Annotated in this window: 24 protein-coding genes and 1 pseudogene; 15 read left to right on the forward strand and 10 right to left on the reverse strand. The window is 59.2% G+C overall.

What is annotated here, in order from left to right; translation table 11 throughout:
* The first annotated feature begins 383 nt into the window (after positions 1-383).
* The 4 genes from AC1DTN_RS11580 (at position 384) to AC1DTN_RS11595 (ending at position 2336) form a co-directional block, all read left to right on the forward strand.
* Positions 384-788, forward strand: coding sequence for a GFA family protein (locus AC1DTN_RS11580; protein WP_477920993.1), 405 nt, complete (start codon positions 384-386; stop codon positions 786-788).
* A 99-nt stretch (positions 789-887) separates the two neighbouring features.
* Complete coding sequence (locus tag AC1DTN_RS11585; RefSeq protein WP_477920995.1) at positions 888-1163, forward strand: hypothetical protein; 276 nt, start codon at positions 888-890, stop codon at positions 1161-1163.
* Positions 1164-1395: 232 nt separating this feature from the next.
* Positions 1396-1707 (forward strand): PepSY domain-containing protein, encoded by a 312-nt coding sequence (locus AC1DTN_RS11590; RefSeq protein ID WP_477920996.1) that lies wholly within the window; start codon positions 1396-1398, stop codon positions 1705-1707.
* Positions 1708-1727: 20 nt separating this feature from the next.
* Positions 1728-2336 (forward strand): general stress protein, encoded by a 609-nt coding sequence (locus tag AC1DTN_RS11595; RefSeq protein ID WP_477920998.1) that lies wholly within the window; start codon positions 1728-1730, stop codon positions 2334-2336.
* Positions 2337-2705: 369 nt separating this feature from the next.
* Here AC1DTN_RS11595 and AC1DTN_RS11600 read toward each other — a convergent pair whose 3' ends face one another.
* Positions 2706-4061, reverse strand: a complete 1356-nt coding sequence (locus tag AC1DTN_RS11600) for a chloride channel protein (RefSeq protein WP_477921000.1) — start codon at positions 4059-4061, stop codon at positions 2706-2708.
* Positions 4062-4188: 127 nt separating this feature from the next.
* On the opposite strand from AC1DTN_RS11600, the gene AC1DTN_RS11605 reads away from it, so the two are divergent.
* The gene (locus tag AC1DTN_RS11605; RefSeq protein WP_477921002.1) at positions 4189-4398 is read left to right on the forward strand and encodes an acetyltransferase; all 210 of its coding nucleotides are present in this window, start codon (positions 4189-4191) and stop codon (positions 4396-4398) included.
* Between the two features lie 19 nt (positions 4399-4417).
* On the opposite strand, the gene AC1DTN_RS11610 is transcribed toward AC1DTN_RS11605, so the two are convergent.
* Genes AC1DTN_RS11610 through AC1DTN_RS11620 form a run of 3 tightly spaced genes read right to left on the reverse strand, consistent with a single transcriptional unit; the run spans position 4418 to position 5951 of the window.
* Positions 4418-4726, reverse strand: coding sequence for a hypothetical protein (locus tag AC1DTN_RS11610; protein WP_477921003.1), 309 nt, complete (start codon positions 4724-4726; stop codon positions 4418-4420).
* A complete protein-coding gene (locus tag AC1DTN_RS11615) occupies positions 4723-5637 on the reverse strand; it encodes a sigma-70 family RNA polymerase sigma factor (RefSeq protein ID WP_477921004.1) in 915 nt (304 codons plus the stop codon). Before AC1DTN_RS11615 ends, AC1DTN_RS11610 begins: the two co-directional genes overlap by 4 nt.
* 2 nt (positions 5638-5639) lie before the next feature.
* Positions 5640-5951, reverse strand: a complete 312-nt coding sequence (locus tag AC1DTN_RS11620) for a hypothetical protein (protein ID WP_477921005.1) — start codon at positions 5949-5951, stop codon at positions 5640-5642.
* A gap of 385 nt (positions 5952-6336) precedes the next feature.
* Here AC1DTN_RS11620 and AC1DTN_RS11625 point away from each other — a divergent pair, with 385 nt between their 5' ends.
* Entirely contained in the window at positions 6337-7260 is a 924-nt protein-coding gene (locus tag AC1DTN_RS11625; protein WP_477921007.1) for an NAD(P)H-binding protein, read from the forward strand.
* A gap of 442 nt (positions 7261-7702) precedes the next feature.
* Entirely contained in the window at positions 7703-7954 is a 252-nt protein-coding gene (locus tag AC1DTN_RS11630; RefSeq protein WP_477921009.1) for a hypothetical protein, read from the forward strand.
* Between the two features lie 378 nt (positions 7955-8332).
* Here AC1DTN_RS11630 and AC1DTN_RS11635 read toward each other — a convergent pair.
* The 3 genes and pseudogenes from AC1DTN_RS11635 to AC1DTN_RS11645 all read right to left on the reverse strand — a co-directional run.
* Positions 8333-8596, reverse strand: a pseudogene (locus tag AC1DTN_RS11635) (hypothetical protein); the annotation flags it as partial.
* 339 nt (positions 8597-8935) lie between these two features.
* Complete coding sequence (locus tag AC1DTN_RS11640; RefSeq protein WP_477921011.1) at positions 8936-9232, reverse strand: type II toxin-antitoxin system RelE/ParE family toxin; 297 nt, start codon at positions 9230-9232, stop codon at positions 8936-8938.
* Positions 9229-9495 carry a type II toxin-antitoxin system ParD family antitoxin gene (locus tag AC1DTN_RS11645; protein ID WP_477921012.1) on the reverse strand — a complete coding sequence of 89 codons (267 nt, stop codon included), beginning with the start codon at positions 9493-9495 and terminating at the stop codon, positions 9229-9231. Before AC1DTN_RS11645 ends, AC1DTN_RS11640 begins: the two co-directional genes overlap by 4 nt.
* A 159-nt stretch (positions 9496-9654) precedes the next feature.
* Here AC1DTN_RS11645 and AC1DTN_RS11650 point away from each other — a divergent pair, with 159 nt between their 5' ends.
* A complete protein-coding gene (locus AC1DTN_RS11650; protein ID WP_477921190.1) occupies positions 9655-9948 on the forward strand; it encodes a hypothetical protein in 294 nt (97 codons plus the stop codon).
* A gap of 629 nt (positions 9949-10577) precedes the next feature.
* Here the strand turns inward: AC1DTN_RS11650 and AC1DTN_RS11655 are convergent.
* Genes AC1DTN_RS11655 through AC1DTN_RS11665 form a run of 3 tightly spaced genes read right to left on the reverse strand, consistent with a single transcriptional unit; the run spans position 10578 to position 13689 of the window.
* The gene (locus AC1DTN_RS11655; protein ID WP_477921014.1) at positions 10578-11456 is read right to left on the reverse strand and encodes an efflux RND transporter periplasmic adaptor subunit; all 879 of its coding nucleotides are present in this window, start codon (positions 11454-11456) and stop codon (positions 10578-10580) included.
* Positions 11453-11662, reverse strand: a complete 210-nt coding sequence (locus AC1DTN_RS11660; RefSeq protein WP_477921016.1) for a DUF1656 domain-containing protein — start codon at positions 11660-11662, stop codon at positions 11453-11455. The genes AC1DTN_RS11655 and AC1DTN_RS11660 overlap by 4 nt, the downstream gene beginning before the upstream one ends.
* Positions 11659-13689, reverse strand: coding sequence for an FUSC family protein (locus tag AC1DTN_RS11665; protein ID WP_477921017.1), 2031 nt, complete (start codon positions 13687-13689; stop codon positions 11659-11661). Before AC1DTN_RS11665 ends, AC1DTN_RS11660 begins: the two co-directional genes overlap by 4 nt.
* A 432-nt stretch (positions 13690-14121) precedes the next feature.
* Between AC1DTN_RS11665 and AC1DTN_RS11670 the strand changes: the two genes are divergently transcribed.
* The 7 genes from AC1DTN_RS11670 to AC1DTN_RS11700 all read left to right on the forward strand — a co-directional run bounded on the left by AC1DTN_RS11670 (position 14122) and on the right by AC1DTN_RS11700 (position 21536).
* Positions 14122-14928, forward strand: coding sequence for an AraC family transcriptional regulator (locus AC1DTN_RS11670; protein ID WP_477921019.1), 807 nt, complete (start codon positions 14122-14124; stop codon positions 14926-14928).
* 45 nt (positions 14929-14973) lie between these two features.
* Entirely contained in the window at positions 14974-15348 is a 375-nt protein-coding gene (locus tag AC1DTN_RS11675; protein ID WP_477921020.1) for a VOC family protein, read from the forward strand.
* Positions 15349-15605: 257 nt separating this feature from the next.
* Positions 15606-16604 (forward strand): LacI family DNA-binding transcriptional regulator, encoded by a 999-nt coding sequence (locus AC1DTN_RS11680; protein ID WP_477921021.1) that lies wholly within the window; start codon positions 15606-15608, stop codon positions 16602-16604.
* Positions 16605-16650: 46 nt separating this feature from the next.
* The gene (locus AC1DTN_RS11685) at positions 16651-17943 is read left to right on the forward strand and encodes an ABC transporter substrate-binding protein (protein ID WP_477921192.1); all 1293 of its coding nucleotides are present in this window, start codon (positions 16651-16653) and stop codon (positions 17941-17943) included.
* 71 nt (positions 17944-18014) lie between these two features.
* The gene (locus tag AC1DTN_RS11690; RefSeq protein WP_477921022.1) at positions 18015-18947 is read left to right on the forward strand and encodes a carbohydrate ABC transporter permease; all 933 of its coding nucleotides are present in this window, start codon (positions 18015-18017) and stop codon (positions 18945-18947) included.
* The gene (locus tag AC1DTN_RS11695; protein ID WP_113322618.1) at positions 18940-19833 is read left to right on the forward strand and encodes a carbohydrate ABC transporter permease; all 894 of its coding nucleotides are present in this window, start codon (positions 18940-18942) and stop codon (positions 19831-19833) included. Before AC1DTN_RS11690 ends, AC1DTN_RS11695 begins: the two co-directional genes overlap by 8 nt.
* Before the next feature lie 2 nt (positions 19834-19835).
* Positions 19836-21536, forward strand: a complete 1701-nt coding sequence (locus tag AC1DTN_RS11700; RefSeq protein WP_477921024.1) for a glycoside hydrolase family protein — start codon at positions 19836-19838, stop codon at positions 21534-21536.
* Positions 21537-21545: the final 9 nt, after the last annotated feature.

The raw sequence follows: 21545 nt of genomic DNA on the forward strand, positions 1-21545 counted from the left end.
AGAGTCGAGACTGCCCAGCGTCCATGCTAAGGATTGAACTCTCTGGCTAAATCGTTTCCTTGGAGTGTTCCATCCTTTGTTTCCGAACTCGTGCGGGCCGCCAACGAGGTCGATCGCCTCTCGACTTCCGAGATCCTAAACCTGCTTATGCGGGCAATAACGACCATCCGCGTCCTGGTGGCTCAGAAGGCACTCGCTTTTCTTCAGAGGACCTTCGCGTGAAAATGGAAACCGAAGAGTCGCAGGCCCGTTACCATTCTATGAGCGACCAGCAGACAGCTAAAAGCGATGCATCCCGGTCGAACGAAGGATGATCAAGTCGGGCATATCGACAATTGACTGTCGACCTCTATGTCGCCAGCGATCTATACAGGAGGACTTTTATGCACATCGACGGCTCGTGCCACTGCGGACTGGTACGATACGAAGCGGATGTCGATCCGGGCGAGGTGACGATCTGCCACTGCGCGGACTGCCAAAGGCTGACGGGTACCGCCTATCGCGTGACTGTGAGTGCGCCGCGCGAGAACTTCCATATCATCTCGGGCGACCCGAAGGAGTATGTGAAGATCGCCGACAACGGCCGTCGACGAATGCAGTATTTCTGCTCAAACTGCGGGTCGCCTATCTACACGACTGGAGAGCTTGAAGACGCCGAACAGGTCGGCATTCGACTGGGAACGATAAACCAGCGTCACGAACTCAAGCCGAGCGCTCAGTTCTGGTGTGCGTCGGACCTTTCGTGGGCGCAAGACCTTCATACGCTGCCACGTCACAGCGCGGATTGAAGATATCATCAGACCGGGTTCCTGTGGGAAAGCATAAAAACACGCAACAACGGCGCGCTCTGAGAGTTTCGTATTGATCGAAACACTGGGAGGTCGATCATGGCAGACGAGAGGACGGTCACCATCCGCGCAAACTTCCAAACGCGTGAGGTTGGAGACGTCGCGGTCGAGCACCTCGTGCAGCAGCTTGGCATTTCCAGGCCGGACGTCTTCGTTCGATCGGCCGCGGGGGAGAACACCTCGGGATCGAGGGCCTCCGGCGGCGACGCTTCCCATCAGGGCGCGTCACGTGACGACGCCCCGCTTGTTGGCGATATCGAGGTTTCCGTCGACATCGCGGCCAAGCAAATACCTGCGGCCAACCGAATCTTTTGAGATCTGGGAGCGACGCGCGTGTCGAGTCGCTGACTGATGAGGCACTAATTAGAGCTGGCAGCCGTATCATGGTGCTCGCTTCTGGCGCCGACGATTTCAAACTGCTCGAGTACGACGCGACTAAGTCATAGTGCGGAAACGGTGGGTTGCAACAGCAACCGTCACAAATAAATCGTTGGAACCTATGCGTTTTGCGGGGGTTTCCGCTTCATCCAAATAGGAGGAAATACCAATGAAGAAAATCGCCATTCTCTGCGCGGGAGTGCTCCTCGCCGCATCCGGTGCCTTCGCCCAGAGCGAAACGCCGACGACCTCGCAGACCACGCCTGCGGTCAACACCGAACAGAACCCCGGCGCGCCGATCGCGGGCAAGAACAGCTTCACCGAAGCCCAGGCGAAGTCTCGTCTCGAAGATGCCGGCTACACGGACGTGACCGGGCTTAAGCTCGACGACCAGGGTGTCTGGCGCGCGACCGCTTCCAAGGATGGCAAGCCGGGCGACGTAGCGCTGGACTTCCAGGGCAACATCACGCTCGCCAAGTAAAATAAGCAAGGAGGATTCCCATGAGAACCATTACAGGACTCTACGATAGCTACGACGACGCCAGGGCAGCCGTAACGGCACTTGAGGATGCGGGCGTTCCCTCGGACGACATCAGCATCGTCACCAACAAGGAAAACGGTGTCGATGTCGAAGGACAAGGCAACCGCGCCGGTGAAGGCGCCGGAACCGGTGCGGGCATTGGCGCTGTCGCGGGCGGCGCCGGCGGACTGCTGGCCGGGCTAGGCATGCTTGCGATTCCGGGCGTCGGCCCGGTCGTTGCTGCTGGCTGGCTTGTCGCGACAGCGGCTGGTGCTGTGGCTGGCGCAGTTGCCGGCGGCGCGGTCGGCAGTATCGTCGGTTCAATGGTCGAATCCGGTGTGCCGGAAGAGGATGCCAACTTCTACGCCGAAGGTATCCGTCGCGGCGGATCGGTCGTAACCGCTCGTGTCGACGAGAGCCGAGCCGCATCGGCGGAGGCGATCCTCAACAGCTCGCCGCGCGTCAACGTCGCCGAGCGCCGGGCGCGCTATGCCGAGGAGGGCTGGACCCGTTTCGACGAGACGGCGGACCCTTACACGGCCGAACAGATCGCTGCCGAGCGCGAGCGGTATCGCGTGAATCGTCTGTAATTCGCCTCAGCGAAAAACCGTCAGAAAGCCTCGCAGGTGATGCGGGGCTTTTTGCTGCTTGCCGCCGGGACTTTTTGGCGTAGTCGGCGGCAAACAGGGAGCGGCCACTGCGCTCGACGCAGAGAGCTTCAATCGACAGCTTCATCTTGAAGAAGTTAAACTGATTGAAGCCAACGCTGCCCGTTATGCCGTCCAACAGGGTTATTGCGCCAATGTGAGCAACTGCTACAGCGCTGCTATCGACCTCGCGATTCTGATCTGCTGGTTTCCACGCACAACCGTGCCGGTTAGTCGCATAATTTCCGTTGAGAGTAATAGCGGTGAATACCGGTCAGTAAGATAATCGCCCATTGTCGTTGGCGCTCTTGGTCAAGTTCGAGTTGATTCCGGTTCCTTCTCCGCCGCGCGGCGCGCCCGGATCGCCGCCGCGATGAAGACGCGCGACAGGCCGTGATAGAGCGGCTCGCGTGAAAGGATGCGCGAGGTTACATAGCCGATCATCGACACCGCCATGATCGGGATGACGGCCTGATGGTCGCCGGTCATTTCCAGGATGATGACGAATGCCGTCATCGGTGCCTGTACGACGCCCGCGAAGTAGCCCGCCATGCCAAGGATCGCTGCCAGCGCGATGCTGGTGCCGAGCAGAGACCCGACGGTGCTGCCGAAACCGGCGCCGACGGCGAGCGACGGCGCAAAGATGCCGCCAGGAATGCCTGAGAGCATCGACAGGAAGCTGGCTGCAAGCTTCTCGAGGAAGAACAGCAGGGGCAGGGCGTTGCCTTCGACGGCGCCGCGCGCCTGCTCATAACCGGTGCCGAAGGTCGTGCCGCCGGATGCGACGCCGATGACCGCGATTGCCAGCCCGCACACGCCCGCAAGCGCCAGCATGCGTTTGAGTGGTTGCGGTTGCGCCCAGCGGCGGATCTTCTGGCCGAAATGCAGTGCAAAGCCGCTGAAGGCGGCACCAAGAGCGCCGCCGCCGACACCGCAGATCAGGACCAGTCCCCAGTCGCGAAGCTCGGTTGGGGCAGCAGACGCCATGCCGAAATAATTGTAGCTGCCGGAAAGCCCGAGCGCCGCCAGGCCCGACAGGATCACGGCTGTCAGCACCAGCCCGTTGGCGCGCGATTCATAGGTGCGGCTCATTTCCTCGATCGCAAAGACGATACCGGCAAGCGGCGTGTTGAAGGCGGCAGCGATACCCGCCGCCGAACCAGCCAGGATCAACCCGCGTGCCTGCGCCATGCCGCCAAAGCGGGCGACGGCAAGCATGATCGAGGCGCCGACCTGCACCGTCGGCCCCTCGCGGCCGATCGAGGCGCCGGAAAACAGTCCGAGCACCGTCAGCACGATCTTGCCGAAGGCGATCTTCAGCGACAGCAGCCGAGTCCGGTCTTCTGCGTCGTGCAAGTGCCGGGCGGCGATTGCCTGCGGAATGCCGCTACCTCCCGAATTCGGAAACAGCGTCGCCGCCAGATAGGCCGACAGGATGAAGCCCGCGGGTGTCAGCACCAGTGGCAGCAGAAACGCCCATTCACCGGAAGAGGTGAGGGATCCGAATGCCTTCTGCGCCAGATCGGCAAGCTTGGCGAAGCCGACGCTTATCACGCCAATCGCGAGCGCCCCGCACCAGAACACCATCCTCGGCTTCCAGAGCGAAAACGAACCCCAGATCACGCGGGAACGGCGAAGGAGCTTGGAATAGCGATAACGGCTTGGCATGACGGACTCGATACGTGACGCAGGATATGAAGCCTTCTAACCCCAAACGCGCGCGAAGATCATCCCCTCAATTGAAAAGGTACTGGATTGGGTTAGGATCGCTTTATGTCGAAGGATGGAGGACGCTATGTTCAGCGCATTCGGAATTGGACCGCCGTCCCTTGGGCCAGACGACGTTTCCGTGATGCAAAACCTGGTCAAGGACTACTGCTTGACGAAGGAGATCGAACTGGACAGCGAGGAGGGGCGGGATGTCGCGCGCGAACTGCTCAAATGGTTTCAGATCGGCGTGACCGATAAAAGCAGATTACAGGAACTGCTCGCATCCCGCACTTGACGCCAACAGAGCCTTGCCGTCAGCGATAAGACGGTGCTCCACGGATCCCCAACCCGTAGGACTTAAGTGGCCCTGCGATAAAGTCCTCAATCGTTGGTCTGCGAAGTCCGGCGGCGGCATCGAAACCGGTAAAATCGATATCGACCGTCGTGCCCGCGAGTTCGACGCCGAAATTCACGTTCGGGACGTTCAAGGTAGGAGGCCAGTCCGGGAAGGAGACTTTTCGATCCGAAACCCCGGGCCGTGAGGCGCAAATGGCCGCGAGGCCCGCCTGCCGAGCTTCGGCCATCAGATCGGCCTCTGCCTCCTCAGCAAGATGAGCGATCACGAAGATCCTGTTGGCGAGCCGAACGGAATCATTTCGGCTGACTCGGCGACATAACGGGCATGCCTAAAATCGCGGATGGAAGCGACGTTGTCACCGTTCCAGTCGAGGAGCACGAAGTGTGTCGGCGCGTCGCCTGCGCTGTTCGGGTTGAACACCAGAATTGCTGGCCGACGATCCACCAGACCAGGAACGAGATGCCAATCGTATATGCCCGAATAGTTTTTGAAGTAGCGCGAGACCTCCTGGCGCCCCTCCATTCGGACTCGCGACACGAGTTCAAGCCGAACATCGTCCGCAAGCATGTCTCGCACTGCGTCAAAGTCTCTGGCGTTGAAGCGATCGACATACTTCGCAAGTCGCCTCAAATCACCCTGACTTAAGACCGTCGGCGATGTCCCAGCGTTCACATTGGCGACTTCGCGAATGCGGATCCGACCGCGATGCAATGCTGCCTTTACTGCTGGAATGCTCAATCCTGTAATCTCGGAAACTTCCCGCAGGGAGTAACCCAGCACGTCCATCAGTATGACGCAGCCGCGATGCGAAATTGGCAGGTACATGAACGCTTTGAGCCCCGCCGAGGCGATAACTCGTGCATCTGCCAACTCGCGATCGTCGATAGCCATGTTTGGGTCTTCCTCAGACCGCAGGACATCCTGCCTCTGCCTGCGACGTATAAAATCAACAGAAGCATTGTGCGCCACCCGAAAAAGCCAGCTCTCAAGGTCGAGGATTCGCTTCTCCACCCGGGCCTCAATGGCTTTAACGAGGACTTCTTGAACGATGTCTTCGCCATCGATTGCAGATCCTACCATCCGGGCGCAGTAACGATGAACCTTGGGGCGTAGATCGCCCAAGCGTTTCTCGAATAATTGGCGGTCTTGAGTGTCTTCAGGGATGGTTGATGTCATCTTCAAGTCCGGTTTTGCGCCATATCGAATCCAAAGCCGTAGGTGCCCACAACCTCGACTTCATTGGCTGACGGCCGCCCCTGAATTCGCTCACCGGCATCCTTTTGAAACGCGCGAAATGCCTGAAGGTCTGAGAGGCTTGGCCCGCCCTCATTTTGTTCAACGATGTGGACGAAACGTCCTTCTCCGTGGCGCAGGACCATATAGCCAACTCCACTCGGCGCCATTATCCGCAATTCTTCGAATACGGCGCGGATCAGCCGGGTGTTTTCGTGGGTATACTCCGGTTTTGTGCTGTACGTGACGTACATCATATCGCTCTCCTATGGCAGCGGACCGGTCACATGACCTGCACCGCTGGCTGCAGTCGTTGCGTCTGCTCCTTCCATTAAGACGATCCACGCCGGCGAAAGGATTCGCTGCACTTTCAGATTGTGCCGAAGATGGGAGGGTCCGCGGTGGCGTGTCAACTCAGCGCGATAGCGAGCCGCTGGTCCTGATGACTGCGAGGTTGGTGAGCTACCGCCTGTCGCCCCCTGCTACCGTGTGCGCCGCTGTGTAAAGCACGGCCGGGCCCGGCATGAAAAGAGATTGAGGAACCGGATCCTTTGTGAGGTCCGCAACGTCATAGTCAGCGTACGGCATAAGCACGCCGCAACACAGCCGCGAAGGCGTCTTCGCTACTAACGGAGAATTCCAATGACGAACCTGAAGCGCCACTATTTAGTTACCTGTGCAACTGGCAATGTCGGCCGCCGAGCTGCCAGCGAGCTCTTGAAACGAGGCCATGATGTGAGGGTCTTCGCCAGGAACCGGGACCGCCTGCAAGCCTTGATCGATATTGGCGCTACAGCGGTTGTCGGCGACATGCATGATCTGGGAGCGGTGAGGGAGGCCTTCCAAGATATCGATGCCGCTCTGCTCATTTGCAAAGGTAGCATGAACGCTCGAGACTACCGGCGAGACTTTTTCCTTGCGGGGGAAAATTACGCGATCGCCGCCGGCGAGACCGGACTGAGATCTGCTGTTTTTGTCAGTTCACTCGGTGCGCATGACGACCGTTATCGAGGCCTCGTTCTAATTCACGGAGATGTCGAGCAGCGGCTGAACGCCGTGCCTGGCCTCAACCTCCTTAATTTGCGCTCGCCAATGTTTTTTGAAGACCTCTTCTATTTTCTGCCAACAATGACGACAGTTGGGGCGCTCACGTGGCCTATCGCACCGGACTCTTTGATTGATATGGGCGGGACGGCCGACGTCGCCGATGTAGCGGTAGAGCGGCTTGTGGCGCTCGATTTTGGAGGCAAGCAAGTCGTGGAACTTCACGGTCAGCCAGGTCTCACTACCACCAAGATCGCAGACATCATTTCTGGCGCTATTGGTCGTGCCTTTCCGGTCGCACCGTGGTCCAGTGAGGACGATGTGGCAAGAATGATGGAAGCTGGAATTGGTCGAGACTTCTCGATCTTGATGAACGAAGCATGGGAGACGTTCAGCCACGGACCGGTTCGCGAAAGTGGGCGGCCAGGATCTCGCGTCCTGCCGCAATCGATCGATAGGTTCATCGAAAACGTGATTGCACCAGCCATCCTTGCCGCACCTAGAGCGGTCGCAGCCGAATAGCCTTCCTAGCAGCGGGAATCTTCGCAGATACCCGCTGCTAGGGCTCAACGCCAAGCAGCTGGTCGGTACGCCACTACCACGACCCCGGTCGGCAATATCTCGCACGAGACCAACCTCATGTCTTTTCTGAAAGGAAGAAAGCCCAGGCCTTCCCCCGTGCCGACTAGGACAGGGTTGATCGCGATGCGCACCTCATCAAGGAGATCCGCCAAATAGTGCCCGCGCCAGCTGCCCAAATCCGAAAATCGTTAGATCACCGACGCCAACCGCCTTCAACTCTCTGGTGGCCTGATCGGGTCCCCCTTAACCACTGAAGCATTTTGCCAGGAGAGCTCGGCAAGGTTGATGAAAATACATACTTCGGGATCTCGTTAATAGGTCAGCAAATAGACCGGTTCGCAAAGGCCCTACCGCGGACAGCGCCTCATATGTGAGCCGGTCCATGAGCATCGCATCGCTAATCACAAGCCGTTTCAACGCGTCTCATTGCGCATCGCCATCGAAGTTTTTCATACCCCATTCACCAGGTGCTTTTGTGACATCGTCAATCGAGGTCATCAGAACCTCCTGCGGCAAGGAAGTTCAGGCGCTTCTTCGTCTGGAGCACGTCGAGCGGATGCGCGCGACGCTTCTGAAGATCTCCAATCGACTCAACAAGGAACTTGTCCCGTTGAAGCGGGTTGCCACAACTTGATAACGGATATCGTCTATACTGGATTTGTGGAAACGATATAGAAGCCGCCGTGATCAAGCAAATTGACCTCATGTTCCGGACCATGGTCGGTGAACTTCAGCAACGGGCATTCGACGACGATTGGGCGGAGGACTTCCCCCCGTCGGGTAGATTCGTGCCGGTGGCAGTTGATGGTCGGCGTTATTGGTATTTCGACCAACCCGATGGTGAGGGCGGGCAGAAGCGCCGGTATGTCGGGCCTGCCGACGATCCGTTGATTTCGGAGCGGGTCGAAACGTTCAAGGGCGAGAAGTCGGACTATAAGGCCCGCCGCAAATTCGTTTCCACGTTGACGCGAGAAGCCGGTTTGATTGCTGCTGATCGCTTGACTGTGGCCTTGAAGTGAAACGACACGATGATCGGTCCCTGCTCGACGACGTCGAAGACAAACCCGTCCTTGTTGTAGTTCATGCCGACCGCGCGGTAGCCGGCGACCGCCGAGGTCGTATCCGTGAATTTGGAGCCAAGCGCCAGGGAGACATCCCAGTTGCGATCTGCGCCGTCGGCGCCGACCAAGCCCCAGCCGGTCACGTAGAAGACATCGAAAAAGGCGTTGCATCGGATTGGGCGGCTGCCTGCCAAGCTTGTGCTGAATGTTCCGCTGGCGGCACGGAGCATAGAACCGGTCTCCCGGGTTTCGAAGTGTTGAGGAACTGGTTCGCGTCAGCGATTGGAATGCCAACATCACTTTCATTTTCCATTACGCTAGCCGGCCTAAACAAGTCTGGTAAACTCATAAGAGCGCGTAACATTCCAACTTTCGAGGCAGGAGAGAATTCTAATTCTGTTTCGAGCATTTGCGTTACTGCAGCCCACGTCCCTGATCGCCGAAGAAATATGCTGCGCACAGAGTGCGCAAAAACAAGGTCGCCGGTTCGTATCTCTTCAAAACCGTTAAGCTCGGCTTTAGTGCGCGAGGTCGGCCCAGATAAACCCATTAATTTATTCGCCGAACAGGATTGCGCCATAGTTCGTTGCACCGTGCAGGACATGGATGATGATCACCTTAGCTTTCTCCACGCGGTAGAAGATCAGATAGTTGCCATGAACGCGTCGGCGGATGTCATGATGCTCGTAGCGGGGAACGAGGGGGAAACCAGCAGGGCTGTCGATGAGGTCTTCACACTTGCTGCGGAGCTCCCGGACGAATGAAAGGGCGCGGCGTGGATTGTCCCATGCGATGTAATCGGCGATCTGCTCAAGATCGTTCTCCGCCTCATCGGAAAATTCGAGGATCATGCCGATTTTTCGGCTTGATCAGTCATCAAACTGTACTTTGACTCGAGCCGGCCGAAGACATCGCTCGCCGGCTTAGTCCGGCCCGCCTCGGCATCGGCAATGCCGCGCATGATGGAAGCATCCAGTGCCGCAAGCCTGGTCTCCCGGTCCTGAACTAGTCGAACACCTTCGCGGAGGACTTCGCTTTTCGAGCCATAGCGACCTGTGTCGACAAGTTGCTGGATATAGGTTTCGAGCTGCTTTCCCAGATCGGCACTAATCATTCTGTTCTCCATCGGTTTGATGGAGACAAGATATATGCTGTTTATCAACTATTATCAAGCGTGATCGTTCTCTCCTCCCTTTCTCTTGCTGTTCCGCGCCGGCCCTCGCCACCTCAGCAATCTGGCTGAAGACAACGCCACTTCGCCGCTTGGGTAGGACTGACCCCCCGGGGCCTCACTCCAGCGGGGGCAAAGAACGATTGGGCAGGATCTCAAAAAATGGGCAACCGCGAGCTCCGTGTTCTTCTTGTCCTCGGAGCAACATCAGTTCTTCGGATCGCGCGTAATAATGAGAAAGCACGGCCTTGGCTGAAAGCGCTACTTGCCAGGCGCCCATTCAAAGTGGCTGCGGTCGCGCCATCTTCTCACCAAAGGCGGGATCTACGATTCTCCAGATCCAACCTTGAATGCATTGCAGGGTTGAGGAGTAGCGGGCCGATAGAACTGATCTGACCGGCGTCGGCCGGCAGATGCAAGGTGCAAAAGCAAACGATGAACCCACGGGACGAAATCTCGGGACGAGCCACGCCGTCGACCTCAGTGCACCTCACAGTGCGCGGATGTGATTAGCTCCTCGTTCCGCGGATCTCATCGAGGCCTGCCTAGTAACAATACCGAGGCTACAGTGCTCGCCGACGAAGGAAATCACCGATTGAAGCGGCGGCCAAGCTCCGAGTTTCTCGCTCAAGAACCTTCATATTCTCAGCCACATCCCTCGGCGGTGCCAAGAAATTTGAGGTTACTTTCGACACAGGACTGCGGTCGTTCCAACGGATCGGGTCATAATAGCAGCTAACGCCGCAGCCAACGTCACGCTTGTATAAAGTGATTGCAATTTTCAACTCGCTATCGAATCTAACGTGCCTCGGTTCGATTCCAACAACTGCAGACGTTGCAGCCGTGTGCTCTGAAGGCTAACACGGTCATAGAAGCCATGGTTGCGGATGTCTGAAATCAGACATAGTCTGGCCGGCACCGCTGTGGCCTGTCAATTCTCGCTTTGGCAGGGATTCAAACGATGAAGCCGCGTGAACCCGAGCGCGCTGATTTATGCTTTCCAGAGCATGAGATTTGTTCACATCTTAGTTTCCCCTCGGTTCAACAGAAACTGTCGCGGTCCTCCCAGCAATCAGCCGAACTGCATTCGGGACATGATCGATCTCGATCCGTACCGGAATTCTCTGGGCGAGACGGACCCAGGAGAATGTCGGTGCCACGCTCGCAAAAGAGCCCGCAGAATCGCTTCGCTCCCGATCCTCTATGCCGGCGGCGATACTCGCGACATGACCGGTTATTGCTTCCGCCTCACCCATAATCTCGACTCGTACCGGATCATTGACATGGATTCGGGGAAGCTTTGTCTCTTCAAAATATCCTGCGACGTAGATGGATTCTTTCTCCACCAGCACGCCAACCGCATTTCCCGCAGAGACATAGTTCCCGCTGCGGAGAGAGAAGTTCGTGACCGTCCCAGATGCCGGCGCCTTCACGGTTGTCCGCTCGAGGTTCAGCTCTGCTAAATCTCGAGCGGCAAGCGCCGACTGGTATGCTGCCTCTGCCTGATGCATCTGGCTTTCTGCATGCTGGCGCTCCTTTAGACTGGCTGCTTCTTTAGATGCGAGAAGTTGATATCGTTCGAAATCGGTCCTCGCCAGCTCTGCCGCTGCCCTCGTGCTCTGAACCTGGGCCTCTGCCTCGCGCAGCACAAGCTCGAAGCGGCCTGCTTCGATGCGAAACAGCGGCGTTCCTTTCTCCACCTGGGCGTTGTCCGAGACCAAAACCTCTGTGATGGGGCCCGCGACGTCTGATGCCAGTCGCACGATGTCGGCGCGGACATGAGCGTCCCGTGTCCACGGCGCTTCCATATAGAAAGACCATAGGTGCCAGCTCAGAACTGCTGCGCAGCCGACCATAGAAAGGGTCAATAGAGCTCGACCTGAAGTGAAAACGAGGTTTTTCATCCTTGAAACCAGTTGATAGTGGCGGAAAGTCCGCCGAGGAGCGTGATATAGAGCGCGAGGTTGAACAGGGAGCGATGCCAGATCGCTTGATAAAACCCGAGCCAGGCGAGAACTGATGTGAGTATGCGGAACAGACCGTATGCGCACAGGGCAAGGGCCGAGAACCATGGCAGGAAGACACCGTAGAGGTCGAATTGTCCAATCACGCGGCGCTCTTCCTCGATGGAGGTGTTATCGAACTCGGAGGATCAGCCTCCGGCGCGAGGCAGAGACGGAGAGCGGCAGCGTGCACCACAAGTTCCGTGTCGGCGTCCGTCGTGACCCCGTCCGCAGTCGAATGGATAAGGTCGTCCAGTATTGCGAGGATATTTTCCAAGGCTTCGCCACGCGCAGCGGGCGCAAGCTGATACAAGAATTCCAACCTTGAGAAGACTGGTTCAACCCTGAAGCGAACAGGCGTCGATCCTTCATCAGCGAGCTCTCGCATCGCTGTCATATGAAGTCCCGCGCGCAAATCCCTTATGAGGTCGACATCGGAGACTTCGGAGGTCGGAGGAAGTCTCGCCGCCCTGGCGGCAAACAGGCCGGCCACATCGATGACGCGATGGTGCGTGATATGCGCGTCGGCATGTCGGCCGGCCGCGATCCGGGCGACATGCTTCTGAGCCCCGGAAAAAAGCCTCCTCGCATTTGTCTCCACTTTGACAGATCGGAAGATGCCGCAGACCACGATCGTCCAAACCATTGCAAGAATGGTCGCGATCCCCGTGTTTGCAAACGTGGCGAAGTCGCTGCTCTGGTGTGCCTGGAGGGTGAGAAGAAGGGGAAAGTTTATGCACAGCCCCATGCCGATGATCGCGAGCGAAGGCACAGCGAGGCACATCCCGGCAGGGATCAGGAACAGCCCGAGGGCAGCGACGAGCGGCACGAAACCGTCGATCATCGGAAGGATCGCGAAGCCGTAGATGAACGCTGCGATGACGGAACCGATCGTGACGTCCACAAATTTGCGCATTGCTGGCACCGGATCGTCCATTGTCGCAAGAAGGCAACAAAGCACGCCCGAAATCTGGGCAAATGTCATTCCGTCAGTGCAGCCGCTCGCAATCCAGAAGAAGGTCGTTGTCGCGAGGCAGATCGCAACCGCCACCGCCGACAGCAATGCCATGCCGATATCACGGTGCGGGGCTGGCATATTCTTTGGAGCCGCTAAGCGACGAGCCGCTCTCGATGTGTTCTCTTCGTTCAAGGCTTCCCGCAGAGAGCCACACTCGCTAGAAACCTGAAGCACATCCCGCAGGGACCGGGCCGCATTGGCAAGAAGGAGCTCCTCCCAGGAACGAGGCGCTTTGGAACGGGCGAGCGCATCAGTTTTGATCTTGAAGATCTCGGAGGAGCTTGTTGAACACGATCCCAATCTTGCAATCATTGCTATAGCTTCCTCAGAGCCGGGGGTGTTAAGCTTGGCCAGTGCTCGCCGCAGATCCTCGACTTCGCTCAGCAACGGAAGGAAGGACACCATGCGGTGCTGCAGTGACCTCGCCAGCGAAACTGCACCTTGATATCTCGATCCATCATATTGAAGGTGGACCGTGAACGACCGGAGGTCGGCCGCGTCCGCCGCCAAAGCGTGTCGTTCTATTCTGTTTCGGGTTTCGTCCGCCTCGGCAGTTGCCGTTGCTGCAAGGAGGTTCTGCGCCCTTGCCATCCAGGCATCGATCCGCCCGAGGAGTGCCGTCCCCACATGGACTGGAAGAACAACGTGGCTGACGATCGAGGCGCATAGGATCGCAAGTCCGATCTCCTCGACGCGGGAGACAACAGTTTCGAACGTGTTTGCTGGCGCCGTGACCAGTGGCAATCCCGCAAGAAGCACCGTGTAGCCGGCGAGCAGGGAAACGTAGCTGCGAGGCGTTCGATCGAGAAGGCTAAGGAAAGTGCATGCCGAAACCCACACTATGATCGCTGCGGAAAGCAGTATAGGCTCGTTCACAAGGTTCGGAACCAGAACGATGCTCGCGCCGCCACCGATCAGGGTTCCCAGCAGTCGATAGCGCGATTTCGATGAGATCGCACCCGAAAGCGGATGAGCGACGATGTAGACGGTTGCCACTGCCCAGAAGGGCCGGGGCAGATCGAACCTGATCGCGATAAAGTAGGCCAGCATGGCCGCCAGGAATGTCTTCAATGAAAAAATCACGTTCCCGGTGGTAACAACCGATCGATCGTTCACAGATCCTCTCCTGGGTCAGAGTTTCTCTGCATGATGTTTCGTTCATCATGTGAGGGGGTAAGGCCGTAGATTGTAGGCGAGACGTAGCAAAAGAACGTGGCCGCGATGCATGCATGCAAATAAGCTTCGAGCGGGTCGGGGCACGAAACAGCCGAAGTGGTTGGCGGCTGGTGGCCACAGAACCCGCGGACTCTCACAATGAAGGCTTTCGTAACCTTTCGCGCACTGGCTATGCGACTGGACCCGACGCGCGCACATTGTGGAGGCAAGATGCAAAGGCTGCGAGCGCGCTTTTGAGACAGTCGAATTTCAGTCGGTAAAACATCAGACCACCATTGATGGTCATGATCTTGAACTGCCATCGTCATTCTCCGAACTCTTTCGGATGACTCTATCGACAAAGCCTGCCGGGGAATTTAGATATCCTCTCAAATGATCACTAAATCCCACCTGCCGCGGGTATCCCTTTCCGGAGCCCTCCTCGACAATGATCTTGAAAACTCCAACGCGCTGGCGCGCGCGGTGAGGATCGACGTGTCGCAGAACGAACGCGAAGCCCCTGAACATCGTCATCGAAAGGGGCAGCTCGTCATGGCGTTGCGGGGAGGAGTGACATGTCGCGTTCCAAGCGGGATGTGGATGGTTCCGCCCCACTGTGGCGTATGGGTTCCTGGGGGCATGCCTCACAGTAATGTGGCAACCGCCAATGCACGTTTGTTCTTTCTGTTTATCGAGCCAGGCGCCGCCGAACTGCCGAACCGGTGCTGCACGCTTTCGCTTTCTCCGCTTGTCAGAGAGCTCATCATTGAGATGGCGGACCAGTCCGCAGTCGCGAACGCCCACGCTGATATAATCACGACGCTGCTTCTATCGGCTTTATCGCAGATGCCGGTAGAGGATCTGCATCTACCACTGACAGATGAGCCTCGCCTTGACTGCATCGCATCGGCATTGGTCGATGATCCGTCTGACCGAAGCACGATGGCGCAATGGGCAAAGCGAGTGGCAATGAGCGAGAATTCGCTCGCACGTCTTGTTCAGCAGGAGACCGGCTTGACCTTCGGCCGTTGGCGACAGCAGTTGCAATTGATCATCGCAATCCGAAGCCTTGCCGCGGGTGCGACGGTGCAGCAGGTTTCGGGCGACCTCGGGTATGAATCGGTGTCTGCGTTCATCACTATGTTCAAGAAAGCGCTCGGCGCGTCGCCAGCCAAATATTTAAGGAACTTTGACCGTTAAACGTCAAGAACTGCGGTTACAGAAGCACACTACAGGAGATGGAGCATGTTCACGCACGTCATGATCGGCAGCAACGACTTGGAGCGCGCCAGAAGTTTCTACGACGCCACATTCGCTGCCTTGGGAGGCAAGCCCGGCGAAATGGATGCGAGAGGCCGACTGATCTACGCCCACGAGGGTGGCCGGCTGATGATCACGAAACCAATCGACGGTAAGCCGGCGACTGCTGCCAACGGTGGGACGATCGGTATCGCCGCCGCGAGCCGCGACCATGTTCTAGCGTGGCATGCCGCCGGTACCGCGCATGGTGGCACGGCAATCGAGAGCTCGCCTGCGGAGCGTGCGAACGGGGCATTCGTCGCATATCTTCGCGATCCCGACGGAAACAAGCTGACTGCGCGCTCTCACCCGACGAACTGAGAAAGGCGTGCATAGCGCCTAGTGGACAGCGTGATCAATGGTTAGAAACTTCATGGATGCTCTCTCCTCTAAGTGACGTTCTGGCGAACATCACTCTGGCACATCGCGATGCCGTCGGGAGGGGGCATCCACTCCATCAGCTCTCAACGCAAATCAACAGCCTGTACTGGTGACAGTGCGTCTAATAAGCCGCTTGACAAAATACCTCCGCCGCCACTACTTGGGTAATCGATCACCCAAGGAGGACAGCGAAGATCGTGACGGTATCGCTTTCTGACATCGCAGAACGTGCGGGCGTCTCGGTGAAGACGGTTTCGGGCGCATTGCACGGCGGCTCCGCCCGCATGTCGGACGATACGCGCCAGAAGATCAAGGCCATAGCGGAAGAATTCGGCTATGTGACCAACCTGGCGGCGCGTGGCGTACGTCAGGGCTGGCTGCCGCTGGTCGGCGTCGTCTCCGACGGCCTCATCACTTCGCCCTTCGCCACCGAGATCGTACGTGGCCTCGACGGGGCGGCCCGCAGCGCCGGCATGGCGGTGTTTGCGGTCAACCACCGCAGCGGCCAGTCTATCGGCTCGGTGCTCGACGAGGTGCAGCAATTCCGGCCGCGCGCCGTTGCTTATGCCGCCATGTACCACAAGGATGTCGCCCTGCCGGACAGGTTGGCGGGCGCCGTCGGCGTCATGATCAACTGCCGCGAGGCTGCCGGCCGCGTCACCGCGCTGGTGCCGGACGAAGAGGGCGGCGCGCGGGAGATCGTGCGTTATCTCCTCGTCGCCGGTCGCCGTCGCATCGCCTTCATCAACCTGCCGGGCATTCTCGCCGGCACGTTACGCGAGATGGGGTTTCGTGCGGCGCTTGAGGAGGCGGGCATCGACCCCGTCGGCGTGTTGCCGGCAGTGCGCCGCAGCGTCTACAGCGACCGCGCGCCAAGCCTTGTTGCCTCTCATGTGGAGGCGCTTTTGAAATCCGGTCAACGGCCGGACGCCATCCTGTGCGGCAATGACCGCGTGGCGATGGAAGTCTATGCGGCGCTTGCCCGTGCCGGCCTTCGCATTCCGGATGATATCGCGGTGGCAAGCTTCGACAACCAGGTCGAGCTTGCCTCGCGGCTGGACCCGCCGTTGACGACGATGGCCCTGCCGCACCGCGCCATGGGCCGCCTTGCCATGGAGATCCTCCTAGCCGAGCAGCCCGAACCGCCGCATCTGCGGAAACTACCGTTCCATCTGGTCGAACGGGCATCCGTCTGAATATCGAATAGTGTCTAACTGGAGGAGAATATCAATGAAGACTTCGATGGGTAATCGTTTACTTCCCGCGCTCTTCGCGTCCGCCGCGCTAGTCGCAACCGCCGCCTTTGCCGAGGCAAAGACCGTCATCCACGTTATGCACCAAGGCGATCCCGGCTGGGTGAAGGCCTATGGCGACGTTGCCGCCCGCTTCGAGGCCGCCAATCCCGATGTCGACATCGAGATGATCTACGCGCCGCACGATGCCTATAACGAAAAGTTCAGCGCCGCCGTCATGGCCAAACAGCTGCCCGATATCATGGAGCTCGATGCTCCGTTCCTCGCCAACTATGTCTGGTCCGGCTATCTGCAGCCCGTCAAGCCGCTCATTGACAAGGATCTGCTCGATGACATGACGGATTCGAATATCGCCCAGGGCACCTATCCGATCGACAAGGACCTCTATGCGCTCGGCCTCACCGACTCATCAGTCGTGCTCTACGGCAACAAGAAATATCTAGAAGCCATTGGTGCCCGCATTCCGAAATCGGTCGACGATGCCTGGACCCGCGAGGAATTCGAAGGCTATCTCGAGAAGCTTTCCAAGCTCGAAGGCGTGAAGTGGCCGATCGACACCTTCCGAGGTTACGGCATCAAGACGGAGTGGATCACCTATGCCTACGGCCCTCTGCTCGAAAGCGCCGGCTGCGACCTGATCGACCGCAAGACCTGGAAGGCCAGCGGCACGCTCGATGGCGAGGCCTGCGTCAAGGCGCTGACGATGATGCAGGACTGGGTGAAGAAGGGCTGGGTCGTACCGACGTCGTCGGGCACCAACCAGTTCTACGCCGAGGGACAGCCGGCCGCGCTCGCCATGGGCGGCCACTGGTTCTACGCCGAGGCATCGGCAGCGATGAAGGACAATATCGTCGTCATGCCGCTGCCGAAGATCGGCGACAAGGGCGTGAGCCCGAACGGAACCTGGATCTGGGGCATTTCTGCAACCTCGAAAAACCCTGAGATCGCCGGCAAGTTCCTGAGCTTCCTGCTGAAGGACAAGGAGTACCGGGAGTACGCCAAAACCCAGTCCGCCTATCCGGGCCTGAAGAGCTTCGCCGCCGCATCCCCGCTCTATGCGGAAGGCGGTCCGCTCGCCATCGCTTTTGAGCAGGCTTCCAAGACCGCGATCGCCCGTCCGCCGCACCCGGCCTATCCGACGATCACCTCGGCCTTCATGCAGGCCGTCGACAAGATCTTCAACGGTGGTCACGCGCAGGAGGCGCTGACGGCGGCTGCCAAGAAGATCGACGAGGATATCGAGGACAACGCCGGCTACCCGCCCTTCGACGAGCAGCAGTAAGAGGTTTTGACGGGGCCGGTTCTCGGGCCGGCCCTGGGCAATCTCGGGACGATACCGATGAGGAGGAAACAATGACTTTGCAACAGACCTCCACGCCCGCTTTGCGGCGTCCTGCGAGACGCCGCGACAAGCAGCGGCTCTGGCAGGAAATGGCGATGATCGCGCCTGCCGTTCTGCTTCTGACGATATTCCTGATCACGCCGTTCCTCTTGTCCTTCTGGACGGCGATGACCAACCAGCCGCTCGTGCCGCGCCCGACGCCGGTGCGCTTCGTCGGCCTCCTGAATTTCGAGCGCGTCTTCACCGATCCGCTGTTCTGGACCGCGCTGTGGAACGTTACGCGCTTCACCATCTGGGTGCTGCCGGTGCAGTGCGGCCTCGCCTTCCTGACCGCGCTGCTCTTGCATCAGAAACTGCCGATGCAGAACCTGCTGCGCGGCCTGTTCTTCCTGCCGGCGATCACCTCCATGGTGGTGGTCTGCGTCATCTGGGGCACGCTGTTTCAGTATCCGAGCGGCCCGCTCAACCAGATCGTCGGGTTCCTTTCCGGCGGCACGATCCAGCCGATCGACTGGCTCGGCGACCCCAACTGGGCGATGTTCTCCATCGTGTTGCTTTCGGCCTGGCAGGCCTATGGCTTTCAGATGATCATCTATCTCGCCGGCCTGCAGGGCATTCCCGAAGAACTATACGATGCCGCCCGCATCGACGGGGCAAGCGCGCTGCGCCGCTTCTGGCACGTCACCATGCCCGGTCTTCGTCCGACCCATGTCTTCGTGCTTGTTATCACCACCATCCAGGCCTTCAAGCTCTATACGCAGGTGGCAATTCTCACTCAGGGCGGCCCGAAGGAAAGCACCGAAACCGTTGTTCACTACATGGTGCGCGCCGGCTTCGAGGAGCAGAAACTCGGCTACGCGTCGGCCGTTTCCGTCGTCCTCTTCGTCATCGTTCTTCTGATCGCGCTCCTGCAACGCAAACTCCTGAGGCGCTTCGATGTCTGATATCGCTTTGAGCCAGCCGGCCCCGCTGGCAATCGCAAGGGGCAACGGCAAGAGAAGCCTGCGCATCGTGCAGAGCCTCTGCGTCCTGGTCATCGCGCTGGTGATGATCTCGCCGCTGTTCATGCTGCTGATCGCCAGCCTGAAGGACGACCGCTTCCGCATCCTTGCCGACATGGGCAGCTTCCGCGCCTTCTGGGTCAGCGACCCGACGCTGTCGAACTACAGGGAGATCGCCCATTTCTCCGGCGAGCTGGCCTATGGCCGATATCTCTTCAATTCGCTGGTGATCCTTGTCGCCACAGTCGTCTCGGGTCTGATCATCAATTCCATGGCGGGCTTCGTTCTGGCCTGGGGCTCGGTGCCGGGCAAGGCGGCGCTCTTGGCGCTGGTCGTGGCGCTCTATGTCATCCCGCAGGAAAGTATCATCATGCCGCTCGTCGTCATGATGTCGCGGGCGGGGCTGACGGATACCTTCGCGGTGCAGATCCTGCCCTGGGTGGCAAGCCCGCTCTATGTCTTCCTCTTCTACCAGTTCTTCGCGCAGCTGCCGAAGGAACTCTATGAAGCGGCGGAAATGGATGGGGCATCGGCCTTCCGCATCTACCGGTCGATCTACATGCCGCTCAGCCTGCCGGCGCTTGCCACGGTCTCGATCCTCATGGGCATCGAAAGCTGGAACCAGTATCTCTGGCCGACGCTGGTCACCCAGACCGACTATGCACGGCCAATCGCCGTCGCCATCGCCACCTTCTTCGGACAGGACAGCATCTACTGGGACCGTGCCATGGCCGCCTCGGTGCTGATGATGATCCCGGTCCTCATTCTCTATCTGGCTTTCCAGCGCTGGTTTGTCAGTTCATTCGTCGGCTCCGCCGTGAAAGGTTGATTATGTCTCTGCAGGCAAAGTCCGAAACGTCAGCACCTGAAACCATCGAAGCGGAGCTCCCCGAAGGCACGGTGCTGCATCTCTGGCTGAAGGCGCGCCCTGCCGGCGGCGAGGCAAAGCTCTTCGTCGCCGTTGATGGCAACGACATCGGCGAGCCCTCGACCCGCCGCACGGGAGAATTTGAATTCTTCGCTGTGACGCTCGCGCGGGGCGGTTGGGCTACGCTGTCCTATGATGCGGCGAACACAGCGCTCTCCGTCGCTTATGCCTTCCGTCCGGAAACCGTGATGAAGGAGGGCATCAGCGTCCTCCACAGCGATGCCCGCACCGTCGCGCCCAACGTGCCCGACAGTTACCACTTCCGCCCGCCCTTTGGCTGGATGAACGATCCGAACGGTTTTGGACGGTTCGGCGGAAACGCCCACCTCTTCTACCAGCATTATCCGCATGAGCCGCGCTGGAACACCATGCACTGGGGTCATGCCGTCTCGGAGGATTTCGTCCGCTGGACGCATCTGCCCATCTTCCTCTTCCCGGCGGCGCATCTATCGGAAAAGGACGATGGCCGTGGCGGCGCCTTCTCCGGCTCGGCGATCCCCGGCACCGGCCCGGAAGGCGAGGAAATCCGTGTCTTCTACACCGAGCATGTGCGTGACCGGCAACCGGAAGAGCAAATCCAGCTTTCTGCCGTCAGCCGCGACGGCATCGTCGCCCGCCCGCCGCAAACCATATTGCCGCTGCGGCCGGAAGGCTTGAACCTCACCACCGATTTCCGCGACCCTTATGTCTTCAAAGGCCCGGACGGCCGCTGGAAGATGCTGCTCGGCAGCCGCGACGGGCAGGGCGGCGTCGTACTGCTCTATGAAACCGCAGACGTGCAAGGTGCCGATGGCTGGACCTTCCTCGGCATCATCCATCGCGAGGATGGTTTCGGCATGACGGCGGCGGAATGCCCCTGCATGGTGCCGCTTTCCGGCAAAGACGGACAAACCCGCTGGGCGCTGATCTTCGGTCTGCTCACCAGCCGCGACCCGGCCACCGGCCGCCGCAACCTCACCTCTGTCATCGTCGGCGGTTTCGATGGCCGCACCTTCACGGCGGAGTTCGAACAGGAGCTGGATTTCGGTTCGGATGCCTATGCCTTCCAGGCCTTCGTTGATGACGACGAGCCGGTCGGCATCGCCTGGCTCGCCAACTGGACGGACTTTTCCAAGAAGGACGATTTCCCGACGGCCATGACCCTGCCGCGCCGCGTGCTACTCGACGGCGACACCGTGCTGACCCCGCCGGTCGCAGCCGTCGACAGCCTGCGCCATCAGTTGCTGGACGACAGCGCGCTCGCCGCCGGCAAGACCGTGCCGCTCGGCACCGGCGCCGTCGAGATCACACTTGATCTCACCGAGCCGGGCGCCGCCTTCGATCTCACCTTGGATCATCCGGATGTCGATCTAGGCGTGAAACTCGATGCCGATGGTCTGGCGATTGTCTTCGACGCGCGTGTCGATAAGACGCCGCCACGTTACATCGCCACCGGCGCGAAACCGTCGAGCCTGCGCGTCTTCCTCGATGCCGGCTCCATCGAGGTCTTCGCTGACAACGGCCGCTGGACGGGATCCAAACGCATTCCGGGCTTTGCCGCCGCACATTCGGCAACGCTCACCGGCGCCGTCGCCAAGGCCGGCGTCTGGCAATTGAAACTGTGAGGGAGGACA

The sequence above is a fragment of the Rhizobium sp. 01T444 genome (assembly GCF_056398305.1).

Excerpts from the sequence above, each read along its gene's own strand:
- AC1DTN_RS11580 (WP_477920993.1), top strand. The coding sequence starts at position 384 with ATGCACATCGACGGCTCGTGCCACTGCGGACTGGTACGATACGAAGCG.
- AC1DTN_RS11585 (WP_477920995.1), top strand. The coding sequence starts at position 888 with ATGGCAGACGAGAGGACGGTCACCATCCGCGCAAACTTCCAAACGCGT.
- AC1DTN_RS11590 (WP_477920996.1), top strand. The coding sequence starts at position 1,396 with ATGAAGAAAATCGCCATTCTCTGCGCGGGAGTGCTCCTCGCCGCATCC.
- AC1DTN_RS11595 (WP_477920998.1), top strand. The coding sequence starts at position 1,728 with ATGAGAACCATTACAGGACTCTACGATAGCTACGACGACGCCAGGGCA.
- AC1DTN_RS11600 (WP_477921000.1), bottom strand. The coding sequence starts at position 4,061 with ATGCCAAGCCGTTATCGCTATTCCAAGCTCCTTCGCCGTTCCCGCGTG.
- AC1DTN_RS11605 (WP_477921002.1), top strand. The coding sequence starts at position 4,189 with ATGTTCAGCGCATTCGGAATTGGACCGCCGTCCCTTGGGCCAGACGAC.
- AC1DTN_RS11615 (WP_477921004.1), bottom strand. The coding sequence starts at position 5,637 with ATGACATCAACCATCCCTGAAGACACTCAAGACCGCCAATTATTCGAG.
- AC1DTN_RS11620 (WP_477921005.1), bottom strand. The coding sequence starts at position 5,951 with ATGATGTACGTCACGTACAGCACAAAACCGGAGTATACCCACGAAAAC.
- AC1DTN_RS11625 (WP_477921007.1), top strand. The coding sequence starts at position 6,337 with ATGACGAACCTGAAGCGCCACTATTTAGTTACCTGTGCAACTGGCAAT.
- AC1DTN_RS11630 (WP_477921009.1), top strand. The coding sequence starts at position 7,703 with ATGAGCATCGCATCGCTAATCACAAGCCGTTTCAACGCGTCTCATTGC.
- AC1DTN_RS11640 (WP_477921011.1), bottom strand. The coding sequence starts at position 9,232 with ATGATCCTCGAATTTTCCGATGAGGCGGAGAACGATCTTGAGCAGATC.
- AC1DTN_RS11645 (WP_477921012.1), bottom strand. The coding sequence starts at position 9,495 with ATGATTAGTGCCGATCTGGGAAAGCAGCTCGAAACCTATATCCAGCAA.
- AC1DTN_RS11655 (WP_477921014.1), bottom strand. The coding sequence starts at position 11,456 with ATGAAAAACCTCGTTTTCACTTCAGGTCGAGCTCTATTGACCCTTTCT.
- AC1DTN_RS11670 (WP_477921019.1), top strand. The coding sequence starts at position 14,122 with ATGATCACTAAATCCCACCTGCCGCGGGTATCCCTTTCCGGAGCCCTC.
- AC1DTN_RS11675 (WP_477921020.1), top strand. The coding sequence starts at position 14,974 with ATGTTCACGCACGTCATGATCGGCAGCAACGACTTGGAGCGCGCCAGA.
- AC1DTN_RS11685 (WP_477921192.1), top strand. The coding sequence starts at position 16,651 with ATGGGTAATCGTTTACTTCCCGCGCTCTTCGCGTCCGCCGCGCTAGTC.
- AC1DTN_RS11690 (WP_477921022.1), top strand. The coding sequence starts at position 18,015 with ATGACTTTGCAACAGACCTCCACGCCCGCTTTGCGGCGTCCTGCGAGA.
- AC1DTN_RS11695 (WP_113322618.1), top strand. The coding sequence starts at position 18,940 with ATGTCTGATATCGCTTTGAGCCAGCCGGCCCCGCTGGCAATCGCAAGG.
- AC1DTN_RS11700 (WP_477921024.1), top strand. The coding sequence starts at position 19,836 with ATGTCTCTGCAGGCAAAGTCCGAAACGTCAGCACCTGAAACCATCGAA.